Origin of the sequence: Lysobacter sp. yr284 (assembly GCF_900107375.1) — a bacterium.
Taxonomy (GTDB): Bacteria; Pseudomonadota; Gammaproteobacteria; order Xanthomonadales; family Xanthomonadaceae; genus Lysobacter.
This window is the reverse complement of the sequence record NZ_FNPT01000004.1, coordinates 123,088-138,386: the sequence shown is the minus strand read 5'-3', so window position 1 is coordinate 138,386 and position 15,299 is coordinate 123,088. Positions and strand designations below refer to the sequence as shown.

The 15,299-nt window shown below is 71.4% G+C and carries 12 protein-coding genes; all 12 read right to left on the bottom strand.

Annotated features, from left to right (window positions below; genetic code table 11):
- Window positions 1–56: 56 nt before the first annotated feature.
- Entirely contained in the window at window positions 57–656 is a 600-nt protein-coding gene (locus BLV01_RS09025; RefSeq protein WP_175485848.1) for a general secretion pathway protein GspJ, read from the bottom strand.
- 98 nt (window positions 657–754) lie between these two features.
- Window positions 755–1,231 carry a type II secretion system protein XpsI gene (locus BLV01_RS09020; protein WP_091797689.1) on the bottom strand — a complete coding sequence of 159 codons (477 nt, stop codon included), beginning with the start codon at window positions 1,229–1,231 and terminating at the stop codon, window positions 755–757.
- Entirely contained in the window at window positions 1,228–1,719 is a 492-nt protein-coding gene (locus BLV01_RS09015) for a type II secretion system protein XpsH (RefSeq protein ID WP_256375592.1), read from the bottom strand. The genes BLV01_RS09020 and BLV01_RS09015 overlap by 4 nt, the downstream gene beginning before the upstream one ends.
- Before the next feature lie 104 nt (window positions 1,720–1,823).
- A complete protein-coding gene (gene gspG / locus BLV01_RS09010; protein WP_091798226.1) occupies window positions 1,824–2,258 on the bottom strand; it encodes a type II secretion system major pseudopilin GspG in 435 nt (144 codons plus the stop codon).
- A 316-nt stretch (window positions 2,259–2,574) separates the two neighbouring features.
- Window positions 2,575–3,792 (bottom strand): type II secretion system protein XpsF, encoded by a 1,218-nt coding sequence (locus tag BLV01_RS09005; RefSeq protein WP_091797686.1) that lies wholly within the window; start codon window positions 3,790–3,792, stop codon window positions 2,575–2,577.
- Between the two features lie 15 nt (window positions 3,793–3,807).
- The gene (locus BLV01_RS09000; RefSeq protein WP_139178573.1) at window positions 3,808–5,061 is read right to left on the bottom strand and encodes a tetratricopeptide repeat protein; all 1,254 of its coding nucleotides are present in this window, start codon (window positions 5,059–5,061) and stop codon (window positions 3,808–3,810) included.
- Window positions 5,058–6,767: a type II secretion system ATPase GspE gene (gene gspE, locus BLV01_RS08995; RefSeq protein WP_091797681.1), complete on the bottom strand. Its 1,710-nt coding sequence runs from the start codon at window positions 6,765–6,767 to the stop codon at window positions 5,058–5,060. Before gspE ends, BLV01_RS09000 begins: the two co-directional genes overlap by 4 nt.
- Window positions 6,768–7,120: 353 nt before the next feature.
- A complete protein-coding gene (locus BLV01_RS08990; RefSeq protein WP_091797678.1) occupies window positions 7,121–7,324 on the bottom strand; it encodes a hypothetical protein in 204 nt (67 codons plus the stop codon).
- Window positions 7,325–7,723: 399 nt separating this feature from the next.
- On the bottom strand, window positions 7,724–11,653 hold the full coding sequence (purL, locus tag BLV01_RS08985) for a phosphoribosylformylglycinamidine synthase (RefSeq protein ID WP_175485835.1): 3,930 nt from the start codon (window positions 11,651–11,653) through the stop codon (window positions 7,724–7,726).
- Window positions 11,654–11,972: 319 nt separating this feature from the next.
- A complete protein-coding gene (locus BLV01_RS08980; RefSeq protein ID WP_091797672.1) occupies window positions 11,973–12,857 on the bottom strand; it encodes a DsbC family protein in 885 nt (294 codons plus the stop codon).
- A 383-nt stretch (window positions 12,858–13,240) separates the two neighbouring features.
- Entirely contained in the window at window positions 13,241–14,122 is an 882-nt protein-coding gene (locus tag BLV01_RS08975) for a DsbC family protein (RefSeq protein ID WP_091797670.1), read from the bottom strand.
- A gap of 193 nt (window positions 14,123–14,315) precedes the next feature.
- Window positions 14,316–15,260, bottom strand: a complete 945-nt coding sequence (gene xerD, locus BLV01_RS08970; protein WP_091797667.1) for a site-specific tyrosine recombinase XerD — start codon at window positions 15,258–15,260, stop codon at window positions 14,316–14,318.
- Between the last annotated feature and the right edge of the window lie 39 nt (window positions 15,261–15,299).

Below are 15,299 nucleotides of genomic sequence, written 5' to 3'. Positions count from 1 at the left end.
ACGTCCCGCGCTCCCCGCGCCGCGCCGCAACTTCGCATCCCCCATGCCGGTCTCCATCACAGCTCCGGCACGAAACCGCCGCCCGCGGCCGAAGCCAGGGGCAGCGACACCACCAGCGGCGGCCAGGCGCGGCCGTCGCGGTCGGTGAGGGTGACTTCCACCAGCAGCGGCAATTGCTCCGGCTGCTGCCATTGGTCCTGCCACTCGCCCAGCTCGCCGCGCTGCGGGTCCAGGGTGCGGTAGCGGAAACGCGCCGACTTCAGCCCCTCCACCAGCACTTCCGGCGGCCGCGGGCGCTCGTCCTTGATGGTCTCGCCGGCCAGCACCATCGACAGGTTCAGCACGATCCGGGCCTGGCCGCCGTCGCTTTCGATCGCGAAGTCGTGCAGGTACGGCCCGCCCTGGCCGAGGTAGTCGGGCAGGTCGGCGACGAAGCGCAGGCGGTCGGGTTCGCCGACGAAGCGCTGCGGCACCGCGGTGCTCTGGTCGAACGCGAACGGGATCGGCCGGGTCGCGGCGATGCGCCGGCGCAGGAAGTTCTCGACCGCGCGCTCGCGCTCGCTGCGCTGGGCCAGGGCCTCGCCGCGCGAGGCGGTCTTGGTCGCCGCCGTCAAGGTCGCGAACGCCAGCGCCAGTCCGGCCACCAGCAGCACCATCGCCAGCAGCACTTCGATCAGGGTGAAGCCGCCCGCGTCGCCGGCGCGCGCCGGCGCGCGCCGGCGAAGCGCGACGACGCGGCCCGCGCCGACGCCGCTCACAGCTGCGCCTCGTTGCCGGCGTTGCCGCTGCGCAGGGTGCGCAGCAACAAGCGGCGGCCGCCGCCGCCCTCGCCCCACTCCACCGCCAGCTGCACTTCGAACAGGCGCATGGCGTTGGGATCGATCGGCTGGTTCGACGGCGGCAATTGCGCATCGCGCCACGGCGAGATGCCCAGGGTCCAGCGGTAGCGGCCGTTCTCGAATTCGCCGCTGCGCTGGCCCGGACGCACCGGCTGGCCGACGCCGACCTGGTCCATCAACGATTGCGCGTACAGCGCGGCGCGGCCGGCGTCGGACGACCAGCGCACCTGCTTGGCCGCGCCCGACAGCGAGCCCAGCAGCAAGGTCAGCGCCATCGCCAGCAGGGCGAAGGCGACGATCACTTCGAGCAGGGTGTAACCGCGCTGGCGCGCGCCGCGGACGGGCCCGCGCGCGCGGCGCGGCGGGCGCGCAACGAAGGCGCGCGCGCTCATCGCGGCGCCTCGCCGCGCTTGAGCTTGACCTCGCCCGTCAACCAGGCGACGTCGACGTTCCAGGCCGCCTGCTTGGCGTGCAGCTTGACCCGGCCGCCGGTGGAGGCGCCGTCGGGGAAGAACAGGATCGCGCCCTCGCCGCGGCGCGGCTGCACGTCGCGCGCGCCGGTGAAGACGATGCCGACGCTCTTGGGGATTTCGCCGCTGCGGCCGTTCGGCGCGCTCCAGGTATGCGCGGCCGGATCGATGACGAACTTCTGCGAACGGCCGCTGGCGATGGCCTGGCTGCGGGTATAGCGCAGCTGCGCGGCGACCTGCTTGGACGCCGAGCGCAGCTGCATGCCGGCGATGCCGCCGTTGAGCGCGGCGACGGTCAGCACGCCGATGGCGCCGATCAGGGCGATCACCAGCAGTATTTCGAGCAGGGACATGCCGCGCTGACGCGCGCGCGGCGGGCTCGCGCCGCGCTGCGCTGCGCGCGGCGACAGCGGCGCGACCCCGCACACGGCCGCGCCGGCCGCTCGCGCGGCCGGTCCCCGACGCCCTCCGCGGGCGGAGGGGCTGTGCCGCGCGCCGTGCATCTATCGCCGGCTCAGTTGTTCTTGATGTCGCCGTCGACGCTGCTGCCGCCCGGCTTGCCGTCCTTGCCGTAGCTGACCAGGTCGTAGGGGCCGTTCTCGCCCGGCTGGCGGTACTCGATCGGATGGCCCCACGGGTCCTTCAGCTCGGTCTCCTTGGCGTACGGGCCGAGCCAGCCGCTGGCGTCGGCGGGCTGCTTGACCAGTTCCTCCAGCGTGCCGGGCAGGCGGCCGGTGTCCATCTGGAACGAATCGACCTTGCCGGCCAGGGTCTGGATCTGGCCCTTGGCCAGGTTGTAGTCGCCGCGGTCCTTGCCGCCGAGCACGCGGTTGCCGACGAAGGCGAGCACCGCGCCGATCAGCACGATCACGATGATGATCTCGATCAGGCTCATGCCCTGCTGGCGGGCCGGGGACGGGGAGCGGGTCATGGAGCGGAGGTTGCGCATCGTCGTCGTCATCCGTTGTTGGCGGCAGAGGAGTCCTGCCGGGGCTGCGGTCGAATGGGGTGGTGGTGCAAAGGGTCGTACGGCCAGGCAGCGCTGGCGGGGCCAGCGTCGCCTGTGAACGTCTCGCGCGTGCGGACGGGGTCGCAAGGATTCTGTTCCGCGCGCATTTGCAAAGTTCGCGGTTTGGACACCGCGGTACAGGCTGCGTTCAATCCGCGCGCATGAACAGGCGCATCGGCGTGACGCAGCGCCGCAAACCGGCGCGGGGCGCAGCGGCGGGCGGGCGCGGGCACGGCGACCGGAGCGGCGGGCATGCTCAACCGATCGCGTTGGTGAGGTCGTACAGCGGCAACAGCACCGCCATCACCACCGTGCCGACGATGCCGGCCAGGACCACCGTCACCACCGGCACCAGCGCGGCCAGCATGCGGTCCAGGGCCATGCCGGTGTCCTGCTCGAAGGTCTCGGCGGTCTTCATCAGCATCGCGTCGAGCGCGCCGGATTCCTCGCCGACCTGGATCATCTGCACGGCCAGGCGCGGGAAGCGCTTGCCCTTGGCCAGCGCGGTCGACAGCGCCACGCCGTTCTTGACCTCCTCGGCGGCGGCATCGACGTCGGCGGCGAGCACGCGGTTGTTGAGCACGTTGCGGCCGATGCCGATCGCGGTCATCAGCGGCACGCCGTTGCGCACCAGGGTGCCGAGCGTGCGCGCCAGCCGCGCGGTCTCGATCTTGCCGATCAGCGCGCCGACGAACTTGCGCTTGAGCAGCCAGTCGTCGAGCGCCTCGCGGAACGCCGGATCGCGGCGCTTGCGGTCGAACCACAGCAACGCCAGCGCCGGCACCGCGATCAGCACGATCCACCAGTCGCGCACGAAGGTGCCGGCCCACAGCACCACCTGGGTGAACATCGGCAACTCGGCGTCGAGGCTTTCGTACATCGCGCCGAACTGCGGCACCACGTAGCCGAGCAGGAACAGCAGGCTGGCGCCGACCATCAGCAGCAGGATCGCCGGATAGATCAGCGCGTTGATCACCCGCCCCTGCATCTGCCGGCTGCGCTCGAGATAATCGTCGAGCCGCGCCAGCGTGTCGTGCAGGTTGCCGCCGGCCTCGCCGGCGCGGACCATGTTGATGTACAGGCGCGAGAACGTGCCGTGCTGGCGCTCCAGCGCCACCGACAACGACGTGCCGCCGCGCACCGCGTCGCGGATGTCGGCGACCGTGCTCTTGGCCGCTTCGTCCTCGGGCAGGTCGAGCAGGATCGTCAGCGCGCGATCCAGCGGCTGGCCGGCGCCGAGCAGGGTCGACAGCTGCTGGGTGAACTGGACCAGGCGCGCGCCGGTGAACGGCTTGGGCTTGAACAGCCCGCGCCAGCTCGAACCGCCGCCGCCTTCGCTGGCCAGCCGGGTGTCCACCGGCAGATGGCCCTGTTCTTGCAGGCGGGCCACCACCTCGGCGACGCCGCCGGCTTCCATCTGCCCATCCAGCAATTCGCCGCGAGCATTGAGCGCTTGGTAACGGTAGAGGGGCATGGAGGGCGGAATCCTTCAGGGCGCGCCGATTGTTTTCAGCGCATCCTGGTAGTGCGCGAACAGCCGTTCGCGCTGCGAGAGGGTAGCACTGAAGTTCTCCTGCGGCTGGAGCATGCCGGCGCAATCGCCGCTGTCTTCGTCGCAATACGCGACCCACGCGGCGCGCGCCGCCTTGGCGTCGGCAAGCATGGTCTTCGCCTTCGCGCACACGGTTTCCGCCGCGTCGGTGCAACCCATCGCCAGCGCGAGATACACCAGGTAACCGCTGCCGACGCTCTTGCGCTGCGCCTGCGCATCGCCCAGCGGATGCTCGATCAGAATCGTCTTGGCGAGCAGGTCGCAACCTTCGCCGTCGATCAACGGCTCCTGCGCCCGGACGAAGCAGGCGGCCGACAGCAGGCGCCAGGCCTCTTGGTTGTCCTTTTGCGCGCCGATGCCGGTCTGGTGCATCCAGCCGAGGTACTTGCACGCGTACGGGGCCTGACCGGGATCGGCCCCCTTGCAGGAGCGGCCCAGGCGCTCGTAGGCCTTGGCGTAATCGCGCAATTGGCGGTTGTGCAGGTACAGCTTGCCGCCGTCGTAGCAGCCGTAGGTGACGAAACCGGCGTCGCAGGATTTGTCGTAATACCCCAGCGCCAGCGCAAGGTCGCCGTCGCGCGCCGCGGACACGCCCATGCTCCAGCAAGTGTCCACGTCGTTCTTGCGCTCGCACGGGGCCGCTTCGGAGATCGGCCCGGGACGGTCGATGCCGTAGTTGCTCAGCGTGGTGCCGTCGGAGGCATGCGTGCGGCCCCGCTCGCGCATGCGCTCCAGCAGCAGGTCGGGCGTGCGCACGATGGTTTCCGGTGCGCAGGCCAGTTCGGCGAGCGTGGCGCCCTGGCGCAGCACCTGCACCGTTCCGAACTTGTGCAGCACGGACGGATCGGGCTTGCGGCCGTCGCGGAACCCGAACGTCACCCGGTAGGAGTGGTTCCCGCTGGCGAAGATGGCGGTCTCGTCGATGGTCACGCCGGCGCCGTTCGCGGTCAGGTAGCCCAGTTCCATCAGCGGCACGCGCAGAACCAGTTCCTCTTTGCCCTGCACCGGGCCGTAGCGGTAAGCCACGTCCATCGGCTCGGATTCGTCCTCGTACAGGCAGATCGACACCTGCTTTTGCTGCCCTTCGATGCGGCAGGTCGCCACCGTGTCTTCCGCGGCCGCGCATCCGGCCACGGCATCGGCCGCAGAAAGGCCGCATAGCAGCACGAAGCCATGAAGCAGCCGTTTCATGCGTCCTCGGTCACCCGCAGCACTTCCTCGATGGTGGTCAATCCCGCCAGCGCCTTGGCGATGCCGTCCTCGTACATGGTGCGCATGCTCGCGGTCTCGCGCGCGATCTGCTCGATCTCGCCCATGCCGGCATGGCGCATCACCGCGCGGCGCAGCTCGTCGTTCATGACCAGGAATTCCATGATCGTGGTGCGGCCGTGGTAGCCGCTCGGCGCGATCGCCGATCCGCGCGGGCGGTACAGGCAGATCTCGCCTTCGGGCTGGTAGCGGCGCAGCGAGAACTTTTCGATTTCCTCCGGCGAGGCCGGGTATTTCTCGGCGTGGGTCGGCTCCAGCCGGCGCACCAGGCGCTGGGCGAGGATGCCGTTGATGGTGGAGGTCAGCAGGTAATCCTCCACGCCCATGTCGAGCAAGCGGGTGATGCCGCCGGCGGCGTTGTTGGTGTGCAGCGTCGACAGCACCAGGTGGCCGGTCAATGCCGACTGGATCGCGATCCGGCAGGTCTCCAGATCGCGCATTTCGCCGATCATGATGATGTCCGGGTCCTGGCGCACGATCGAGCGCAGGGCGTGGGCGAAGTCCAGGCCGATCTGCGGTTTGGCCTGGATCTGGTTGATGCCCTCGATCTGGTACTCGACCGGGTCCTCGACGGTGATGATCTTGACGTCGCTGGTGTTGAGCTTGCTCAGCGCGGTGTACAGCGTGGTGGTCTTGCCCGAGCCGGTCGGGCCGGTCACCAGCATGATCCCGTGCGGCTGGTCGAGCACCTTCTGGAACTGCGGCAGGAACTCGTCGGTGAAGCCGAGCTTGTAGAAGTCGAACACCACCGTTTCGCGGTCGAGCAGGCGCATCACCACCGACTCGCCGTGCGCGGTCGGCACCGTGCTCACGCGCAGGTCCAGTTCCTTGCCCTGCACCCGCAGCATGATGCGGCCGTCCTGCGGCAGCCGGCGCTCGGCGATGTTGAGCTTGGCCATGATCTTGATGCGGCTGATCACCGCCGCGGTCAGGTTGCCCGGCGGGCTCTCGCCCTCGGCCAGCACGCCGTCGATGCGGTAGCGCACCTTGAGCCGGTTTTCGAACGGCTCGATGTGGATGTCGGACGCGCGCAGCTCGACCGCGCGCTGGATCACCAGGTTCACCAGCCGGATCACCGGCGCTTCCGAGGCCAGATCGCGCAGGTGCTCGACGTCGTCGAGATCGCCGCTGCCCTCGCCTTCGGCGGTCTCCACGATCGCGCCCATGGCGCTGCGGCCCTGGCCGAACCAGCGCTCGACCAGGTCGCCGACCTCGGCGCGCAGCGCCACCGCCGGGCGGACCTGGCGGCCGCCGCTGGCCAGGCGCAGCGCGTCGAGTTGGTAGCCGTCCTGCGGATCGGCCATCAGCACATCGACGTGGGTCTCGCTCTCGGCCACCGGGCACAGCGCGAACTGCTTCATGAATTTCGGGGTCAGGCTGACGCCCTCGGGCGGCAGCTCCGGCGCGTCCTTGACGCTGACCAGCGGCAGGCCCAGCACCGCCGCGACGGTCTCCGCGTGGTCGCGCTCGGACACCAGCCCGAGCCGGGCCAGCAGCGCCAGCAGGCTGCCGCCGGTTTCCTCCTGCAGGCGGCGCGCGCGGGCGAGGTCGGCGTCCTTGAGCCGGCCCTTGGCCAGCAACGCATCGACGATGCGCGCGTCGACCGCGGCCTGGCCGTCCGCGGCCACGACCGCGCCGGGGTCGGCGCCGGCTTCCGCATCGGTAGTGTGGGCTACAGCATTCACATCACGCTCCTGCGCATTCACCCACTTGCGGGTGACTCCTGACTTTAGCAGTTTCGATCGCGGTCTTTGCCAGTTCCGGCAAAGCCGCGAAAACCGCGCGGCGCGGGCGCCTGCGGGCGAATCGGGAACATTAATACGGGGACGTTTCAGTATGCGAGAACCGGAATTACCCCAACCGATTTAAAGCCGTGGTCACATTTCTTTTGGCCGTCGCCGCGGACGCCGGCTTGCCGGAGGCGGGCCGTTATGGCTGCGGCCGGCGGGCGTATCCAGATGCGGCCCGCCCACGCCGGCCGTCAGCGCTCGACCGGCGGCCGGACCACATCGCGCCATTCGCGCAAATCCGCCACCCGGCCGCTGGACAGCGCCGCGCCGACGCGGCGGCGCAGGGCTTCGTCGGTGGGCAGGCAGGCCAGTGGCTCGGTCGCCGACCCCGCTGTCAGGCACAGGAAAGCGGGCGGGCGCGCCTGTTCGATGCAGCGATGCAACAGCGCATCCATCTGCGCGGCCGTCGCTCGGTCGGCGAACGCCCATCGCGACGGCCCGGTCGCGCCCGCGCGCCCGCGCTCCCGGACGAGGCTCGCGCCAAGGCATCGACGATGCGCTCAAACGTTCCCGGCTCGATCGCCGCCACGCAAAACAGGCGGTAATCGTTCCACCGACTCCAGGCCACGATCTGGAAACAACAACAGTCCGCACCGAAGGCCGCGCGGGCGAATCCTTGCAATGGGCCGTCGTAGTAATCCAGCACGATCATGGCCGCCTCCCCCGCCACTTCGGCGCCGGCCGACTCCAGCATGGCCGCGGCCGCGGGCCAAGCGCGCACCGCAAAAGAAGGCGACCCGAAAGAAAACGGGCGCCCTCGCGGGCGCCCGTGGTTTCGTTGCCGGCGCGGCGTCTCAGCCGACCCACACCCGCGCATTGCGGAACATCCGCAGCCACGGCGAATCCCCGGCCCAGTCCTTCGGCGCCCAGCTGAAGTTGGCCGCGCGCAGGGTGCGCTCGGGGTGCGGCATCAGGATCGTGGCGCGGCCGTCGCGGCTGCTCAGGCCGGCGATGCCGTCGGGCGAGCCGTTGGGGTTGAGCGGGTAGCGCTCGGCCGGGCGGCCGTCGCCGTCGATGTAGCGCAGCGCGATGTTGGCCGCGCCCTGGTCGAGGTTGTCGGCGAAGCTGGCGCGGCCCTCGCCGTGCGCGACCGCGACCGGGATGCGCGAGCCGGCCATGCCGCGCAGGAACAGCGACGGCGATTCGACCACTTCCAGCAGGCCCAGGCGCGCTTCGAACTGTTCGCTGCGGTTGCGCAGGAACACCGGCCAGTGTTCGGCGCCGGGCACGATCGGCTTGAGCTGGGCCAGCATCTGGCAGCCGTTGCACACGCCCAGCGAGAAGCTGTCCTCGCGCGCGAAGAACGCGGCGAAGGCCTCGCGCAGCGCGCTGCGTTCCAGGATGCTGGTGGCCCAGCCGCGGCCCGCGCCAAGCACGTCGCCGTAGCTGAAGCCGCCGCAGGCGGCGAAGCCCTTGAAGTCGGCGAGGTCGAAGCGGCCCGAAATCAGGTCACTCATGTGCACGTCGAAGGCTTCGAAACCGGCCCGGTCGAACGCGGCCGCCATTTCGATCTGGCCGTTGACGCCCTGCTCGCGCAGGATCGCCACCTTCGGCCGCACGCCGGTGTTGACGAACGGCGCGGCGATGTCTTCGTTGGGATCGAAGTTGAGCTTGGGCTTGAGCCCCGGCGCGGCGAAGTCGCGCGCGAACGCGCGTTCCTCGTCGGCGCAATCGGGGTTGTCGCGCAGCTTCTGCAGCGCGTGGCTGGTCGACCACCAGGCGTCGAACAGTTCGTCCCAGCGCCACTCCACGATGATCTTGCCGTCGTCCTTGACCCGCACCGACGGCGCCGTGGTCGGCTTGGCGATGCGCTGGGCGCAGTCGATCAGGCCGTGGCGCGCGACCAGGTCGGCGAACACCGCGCGGTCTTCGTCGTGGATCTGCACGATCGCGCCGAGTTCTTCGTTGAACAGGGTGCGGAACGGGTCCTCGCCCCAGCCGTCGAGGCTGATGTCCAGGCCCAGGCGCGAGCAGAACGCCATTTCGGCGAGCGCGGCGAACGCGCCGCCGTCGCTGCGGTCGTGGTAGGCCAGCAGCAGGCCGGCCTCGCGCGCGTCGCGGATGAGTTCGAAGAAGTCGCGCAGGCGCTGCGGGCTGTCGAGGTCGGGCACGCCGCTGCCGTGGCGCGCGTTGTCGCCCGGCGCGCCGGCGAACGCCGGCAGGCCGCCTTCGGCGCCGGCCTGCGGATGCACCTGCGCCAGCACCGAACCGCCCAGGCGCTGCTTGCCCGCGCCCAGGCCGATCAGCCACAGCTCGGTCTCGGCTTCGCGCGACAGCAGCGGGGTGAGCTGCTGGCGCACGTCGACCACCGGCGCGAACGCGCTGACGATCAACGACACCGGCGACACCGACTTGCCGGCGCTGTCGCCCGAGCCCCACTGCGCCTGCATCGACAAGGAATCCTTGCCGACCGGGATGCTCAGTTCGAGTTCCGGGCACAGCTCCATGCCCACCGTCTTGACCGCGTCGAACAACAGCGCGTCCTCGCCCGGATGCGAGGCCGCCGCCATCCAGTTGGCCGACAGCTTGATCCGGTTGAGCGATTCCACCGGCGCCGCGCACAGGTTGGTGATCGCCTCGCCGACCGCCATGCGCGCGGCCGCGGCCGCGTCGAGCAGGGCCAGCGGGGTGCGCTCGCCGATCGCCATCGCCTCGCCGACGAAACCGTCGAAGCCGCTGAAGGTGATCGCGCAATCGGCCACCGGCAGCTGCCACGGGCCGATCATCTGGTCGCGCGCGACCAGGCCGCCGACGGTGCGGTCGCCGATGGTGATGAGGAAGTTCTTCGCCGCCACGGTCGGATGGGCGAGCACGCGCAGGCCGGCTTCGCGCAGGTCCAGGCCGCTCCAGTCCAGTTCCGGCCACGGCGCGCGCGGCGGGCGGCGGGCGTCGCGGTGCATCTTCGGCGGCTTGCCGAACAGCACGTCCATCGGCAGGTCGATCGGCCAGTCGCGGCCGCTTTCGCGCGCGTTCTCGACCGTCGCGCCGTAGCCGACGACCAGGTGTTCCTCGGCGGTGGCGTAGCCGACCACCGCGAACGGGCAGCGCTCGCGCTCGCAGATCGCGGCGAAGTCTTCGATGCGGTCGGCCGGCAGGCCGAGCACGTAGCGTTCCTGCGATTCGTTGCACCACAGCTGCATCGGCGACAGCGACGGGTCGTCGCTGGGCACGCGCGCCAGGTCGATCACGCCGCCGAGGCCGGAGTCGTGCAGCAGTTCGGGGATCGCGTTGGACAGGCCGCCGGCGCCGACGTCGTGGGCGCTGTCGATCGGGTTGCCGTCGCCGAGCGCGACGCAGCGGTCGATCACTTCCTGGCAGCGCCGCTCCATCTCCGGGTTGTCGCGCTGCACGCTGGCGAAGTCGAGCGATTCGTCGCTGTCGCCGGACGCGACCGAACTGGCCGCGCCGCCGCCCAAACCGATCAGCATCGCCGGGCCGCCGAGCACGATCACCGCATGGCCGGGCTTGAGGCCGAGCTTGGCCACCTGCACCCGGTCGATCGCGCCGAGGCCGCCGGCGAGCATGATCGGCTTGTCGTAGGCGCGGGCGATGTCGCCCTGGCCGAGTTCGAAGCTGCGGAAGTAGCCGACCAGGTTGGGCCGGCCGAATTCGTTGTTGAACGCTGCCGCGCCGATCGGGCCGTCGAGCATGATCTCCAGCGCCGGCGCCATGCGCGGGTTGAGCGCGCGTTCGCCTTCCCACGGCTGCGGCAGGGTCGGGATGCGCAGGTGCGAGACGCTGAAACCGCACAAGCCGGCCTTCGGACGGCCGCCGCGGCCGGTCGCGCCTTCGTCGCGGATCTCGCCGCCGTTGCCGGTGCTGGCGCCGGGGAACGGCGCGATCGCGGTCGGGTGGTTGTGGGTCTCGACCTTGATGCAGAACGCCGAATCGACCTGCGCCTCGGCCGCATACGCCTGGCTGCCCGGCTGCGGGCGGAACCGGCGCGCCGGATAGCCTTCCACCACCGCCGCGTTGTCGCTGTACGCCGACAGGGTGTTCTCCGGCGTCTGCGCGTGGGTGTACTTGATCATCTTGAACAAGGACTGCGGCTGGTCGCGGCCGTCCAGGGTCCACGACGCGTTGAAGATCTTGTGCCGGCAGTGCTCGGAGTTGGCCTGGGCGAACATCATCAGTTCGACGTCGGCCGGCGCGCGGCCGAGCGCGGCGTAGCGCTCGCGCAGATAGGCGATCTCGTCCTCGGCCAGGGCCAGGCCGAGGCGGGCGTTGGCGGTTTCCAGCTCGTCGAGCGCGACGCGCTCGAGTTCGCCGCGCGCCGGCACCGCGAACAGCGCGGACGCGTCGTCGCGCGCTTCCAGCAGCGACTGGGTCATCGGATCGTGCAGGACCTTGGCCAGCGCGCCTTGGGTCGGCGCGTCGTCGGGCCATCCGGCCAGGTCGTAGCGCAGGCCGCGTTCGACCCGCTTGACCGGCTGGCCGGCGCCGCGCAGCAGTTCGGTGGCCTTGCTGGCCCACGGCGACAGCGTGCCCAGGCGCGGGGTCGCGTAGCGCGATACGGCGCCGTCGGCGCGCGCGGCCTCGGCCGTTTCGGCCTGCAGGATGCGGCGCAGGGTGGCGTCGTCGGGCGTGCGCCCGGACTCGGACTCGACCCAATACACGGGCCAGGCATCGAGCAGGCGGACGGAGGGATGGAGGGCGGACAGGCGGGCTTGCAGCCGCTCGCGGCGGAACGAAGACAGGGCCGAGGGGCCCTCGAGGACGATCATGTCCGAAGAACCGTGCAACGCAGGGCCCGTCATTGTACCCGAAGGGCCGGCGGGGCTCGGGGTCGGGCGCGCGCCCGGGAATCCAGGTCCGGCCGCCGCCCCCGTGGGAGCGGCGCGAGCCGCGACCGCGCCGCCGCGACGGCCGTCGCTAGGGCGAAGTGTGGAGAAACCCTGCCCGCCCCCCCGGCATGCGCCGACGGCGGGCGGGGGCGTGGTCGCGGCTTACGCCGCCCCTACAGGCAGGTCGCCGGGAAGCCGAAAACGGCGAAAGGCCCGCTCGCGCGGGCCTTTCGGGCACAACCGCCGGGGCGGGCCGGGCTTACAGGCCGCCGACCGGGGTCGCCACCGCCGCAGCCGGCTTGGCCGCGGTCTTGGACTCGGCCGCCAGCTTGTCCAGCGCCTCGCGCAGCTGCGCCGGCGGCACGTAGCCGCCGAGCTGGACGCCGTCGACGTTCAGGATCATCGGGGTGCCGGTCAGGCCGGCGCGCTGGCCGACCTCGTACTGCTGCTCGACCGTGTTCTTGCACTGCTTCGACGACACCGCGCCGTGGTCGGACTTGGCCTCGGTCAGGGCCTTGCGGCGGTCGGCCGCGCACCACACCGAGACCATCTTCTTGTAGTCCTCGCTGCCGATGCCCATGCGCGGGAACGCCAGGTACTCCACCGCGATGCCCTGGCGGTTGTACTCGGCGATCTCGCTGTGCAGCTTGCGGCAGTAGCCGCATTCCACGTCGGTGAAGATGGTGACGGTGTGCTTGGGGTTCGGCGGGGCGAACACGATGCGCTCGCTGGCCGGGATGGTCTTGAGCAGGTCGCGGCGCATGCCGGCGAGGGTGTCTTCCATCACGTTGCGCTTGGCCTTGGTGTCGAACAGCGCGCCGCCGGAACCGGGCAGGAACAGGTAGCGGCCGTCGTCGCTGACATAGACCACCTGGCCGCCGACCACCGCCTCGCGGAAGCCCGGCATCGGCGCCGGGCCGACCTTGTCGATGTCGACCTTCGGATTGAGCGTGCGCACGGCCTCGACGGCGCGCGCGTCGGCGCTGCCAGCGGCGACCTTGGGCGCATTGCCGGTCGGCACCGCCGGCTGGGCGGCGTAGACCTTGGCCGGATCGGTCTTGGCCGCATCGGCGGCGCCCTGCGGCGCCTGGGCGCAGGCGGACAGGCTGATGGCGCCGAGCACGGCGAAGAGGATGCGCTTCATTTGCTGTGAATCCTTGGCGGGAGCGAGTGGGCGTTGGACCGCCCGGGGGACGTTAGGTTCGACCGATTGTGGCATGGAGGGGGTTTGCAGTTCGTGTTCCGCGACCCGGGTCACGCGGGCCCGGACGGGCATCGGTCGCGGATTGGAATCGTCGCTGCGGCGCCGATCCGGCCACGCCGGGGCCGGCCCTGCGCGCCGTCGACGGCCGGCCGAACGCCGGGGCGGGGCGTGCGGGCACGCCGTCTGTGCCGGCCCCGCAGTGGCCGCGCAGGCGCCGGCCGGGCTGGGTTCGGCCGCAGTCTCGCCGCCCGCCGCTTGCGGCCGATTTCACCCGCCAAGCGTTACCCGGCGAGACCAGGACGGCGGGATTCAGGCCCCGCGGCTCACGCGCCGCCGGCCGCCGGCACCGGTCGCGCCGCGCCCGTGGGCGCTTGCTGCGCCGCCCCTTTGGCTTCAGCGGCGAGGCTGTCGAGCGCCTCGCGCAGCCGCGCCGGCGGCAGATAGCCGCCGAGCTGGACGCCGTCGGCGGTCAGGACCGTCGGCGTGCCGGTCTCGCCGACGCCGGCCTGCAGCCCGATCCGGTATTGCTGCTCGACCGTGTTCGGGCACTGCCGCGCCGGCAGGTCGCGGCCGGCCTTGACCTCGGTCAGGGCCTTGCGGCGGTCGGCCGCGCACCACACCGACACCATCTTCTTGTAGTCCTCGGTGCCCAGGCCCATGCGCGGGAACGCCAGGTACTCCACCGCGATGCCCTGGCGGTTGTATTCGGCGATCTCGCTGTGCAGCTTGCGGCAGTAGCCGCATTCGGCGTCGGTGAACACGGTGACCGTGTACTTGGGGCGGGCCGGGGCGAACACGATGCGCTCGCTGGCGGGAATCGCCTTGAGCAGGTCGCGGCGCAGGCCGGCCACGGTGTCCTGGGTCAGGTTGCGCTTGGCCCGCAGGTTGAACAGCGCGCCGCCGGGGCCGGGCAGGAACAGGTAGTCGCCGTCGTCGCTGACATAGACCACCTGGCTGCCGGCCACCACTTCGCGGAAGCCCGGCATCGCCGCCGCGCCGACCTTGTCGATCGCGACCGTGGCGTTGAGCGAGCGCACCGCTTCGATCGCGCGCGCGTCGGCGCTGCCGGCGGCGACCTTGGGCGTGGCCGGCGCGGCCGCGGCGGCCGGCTTGGCGGCGGCCGGGGCCGCGACCGCGGCTTGCGGCGCCTGGGCGCAGGCGGACAGGCTGGCGGCGCCGAGCATGGCGAGAAGGATGCGCTTCATGGCCTGGATTCCTTGGCGGGTGGGCGAATCGACCGCCGGCGGCGGATCGGAGTTCAACCGTCCGTCGCGGACCGCGCGTTCATCCCGGCGTTCCGTGAGGCCGATCACAGCGGGTGGACAAGCGCGGCCGTTCCCCGCCCTGCCCCGCGCAGGCGATCGCGCGCGCCGCCGGCTCGCGGGCGATGCGCCGGCCTCAACCGCGCGGATGGTGCTTCGCGTGCAGGCGCTTGAGCTGCTCGCGCGCGACCAGGGTGTAGATCTGGGTGGTCGACAGCGAGCTGTGCCCGAGCAGCAACTGCAGCGCGCGCAGGTCGGCGCCGCGGTTGAGCAGGTGGGTGGCGAAGCTGTGGCGCAGCCCGTGCGGGCTGATCCGCGCCGGGTCGATCCCGGCCGCCGCGGCGTAGCGCTTGACCAGGTGCCAGAACGCCTGCCGGCTCGGCGCCTCGCCGCTGGGCTCGATGAACAACGGCGCCAGCGCGCGCTTGCCGGCCAGGCTCGGCCGCGCCTGCGCGAGGTAGCGCTCCAGCCAGTGCTGGGCTTCCTCGCCCAGCGGCACCAGCCGCTCCTTGCTGCCCTTGCCCATCACCCGCAGCACGCCCTGGCGCAGGTTGATCGCGGTCGCAGGCAGCTGCACCAACTCGCTCACGCGCAGGCCGCAGGCATACATCAGTTCGAGCATGGCGCGGTCGCGCAGGCCCAGCGGCTGCCCGACCTCGGGCGCGGCCAGCAGCGCGTCGATCTGGCTCTCGGCCAGCGCCTTGGGCAGCGAGCGCGGCAGCTTCGGCGGCGCCAGCAGCGCGGTCGGATCGTCGCGGCGCAGGCCGCGCCGCAGCCGGTAGGCATAGAACGCGCGCAGCGCCGACAACAGCCGCGCATTGCTGCGCGGCGAATAGCCCTCGCGGGTGCGCCAGGCCAGGTAGTCGAACAAGGCCGCGCGGTCGGCGCCGGCCAGCCCGCGCCCCTCGCGCCAGCGCGCCAGGCCCTCCAGGTCGCGGCGGTAGCTGTGCAGGGTTTGCTGGGCGAGGCCGTTTTCGGCCCAGATCGCATCCAGGAACGAGGCGATCGCATCGGCATCGGCCGGTTCGAGCGGCGGCAGGGCCATGGCGAGGACGCGGCGATCGGCGGGCGTGGCGGTCATGCCGGGAAGCTTAGAGCAGCGCGGGCGAAGGCGAGGCAG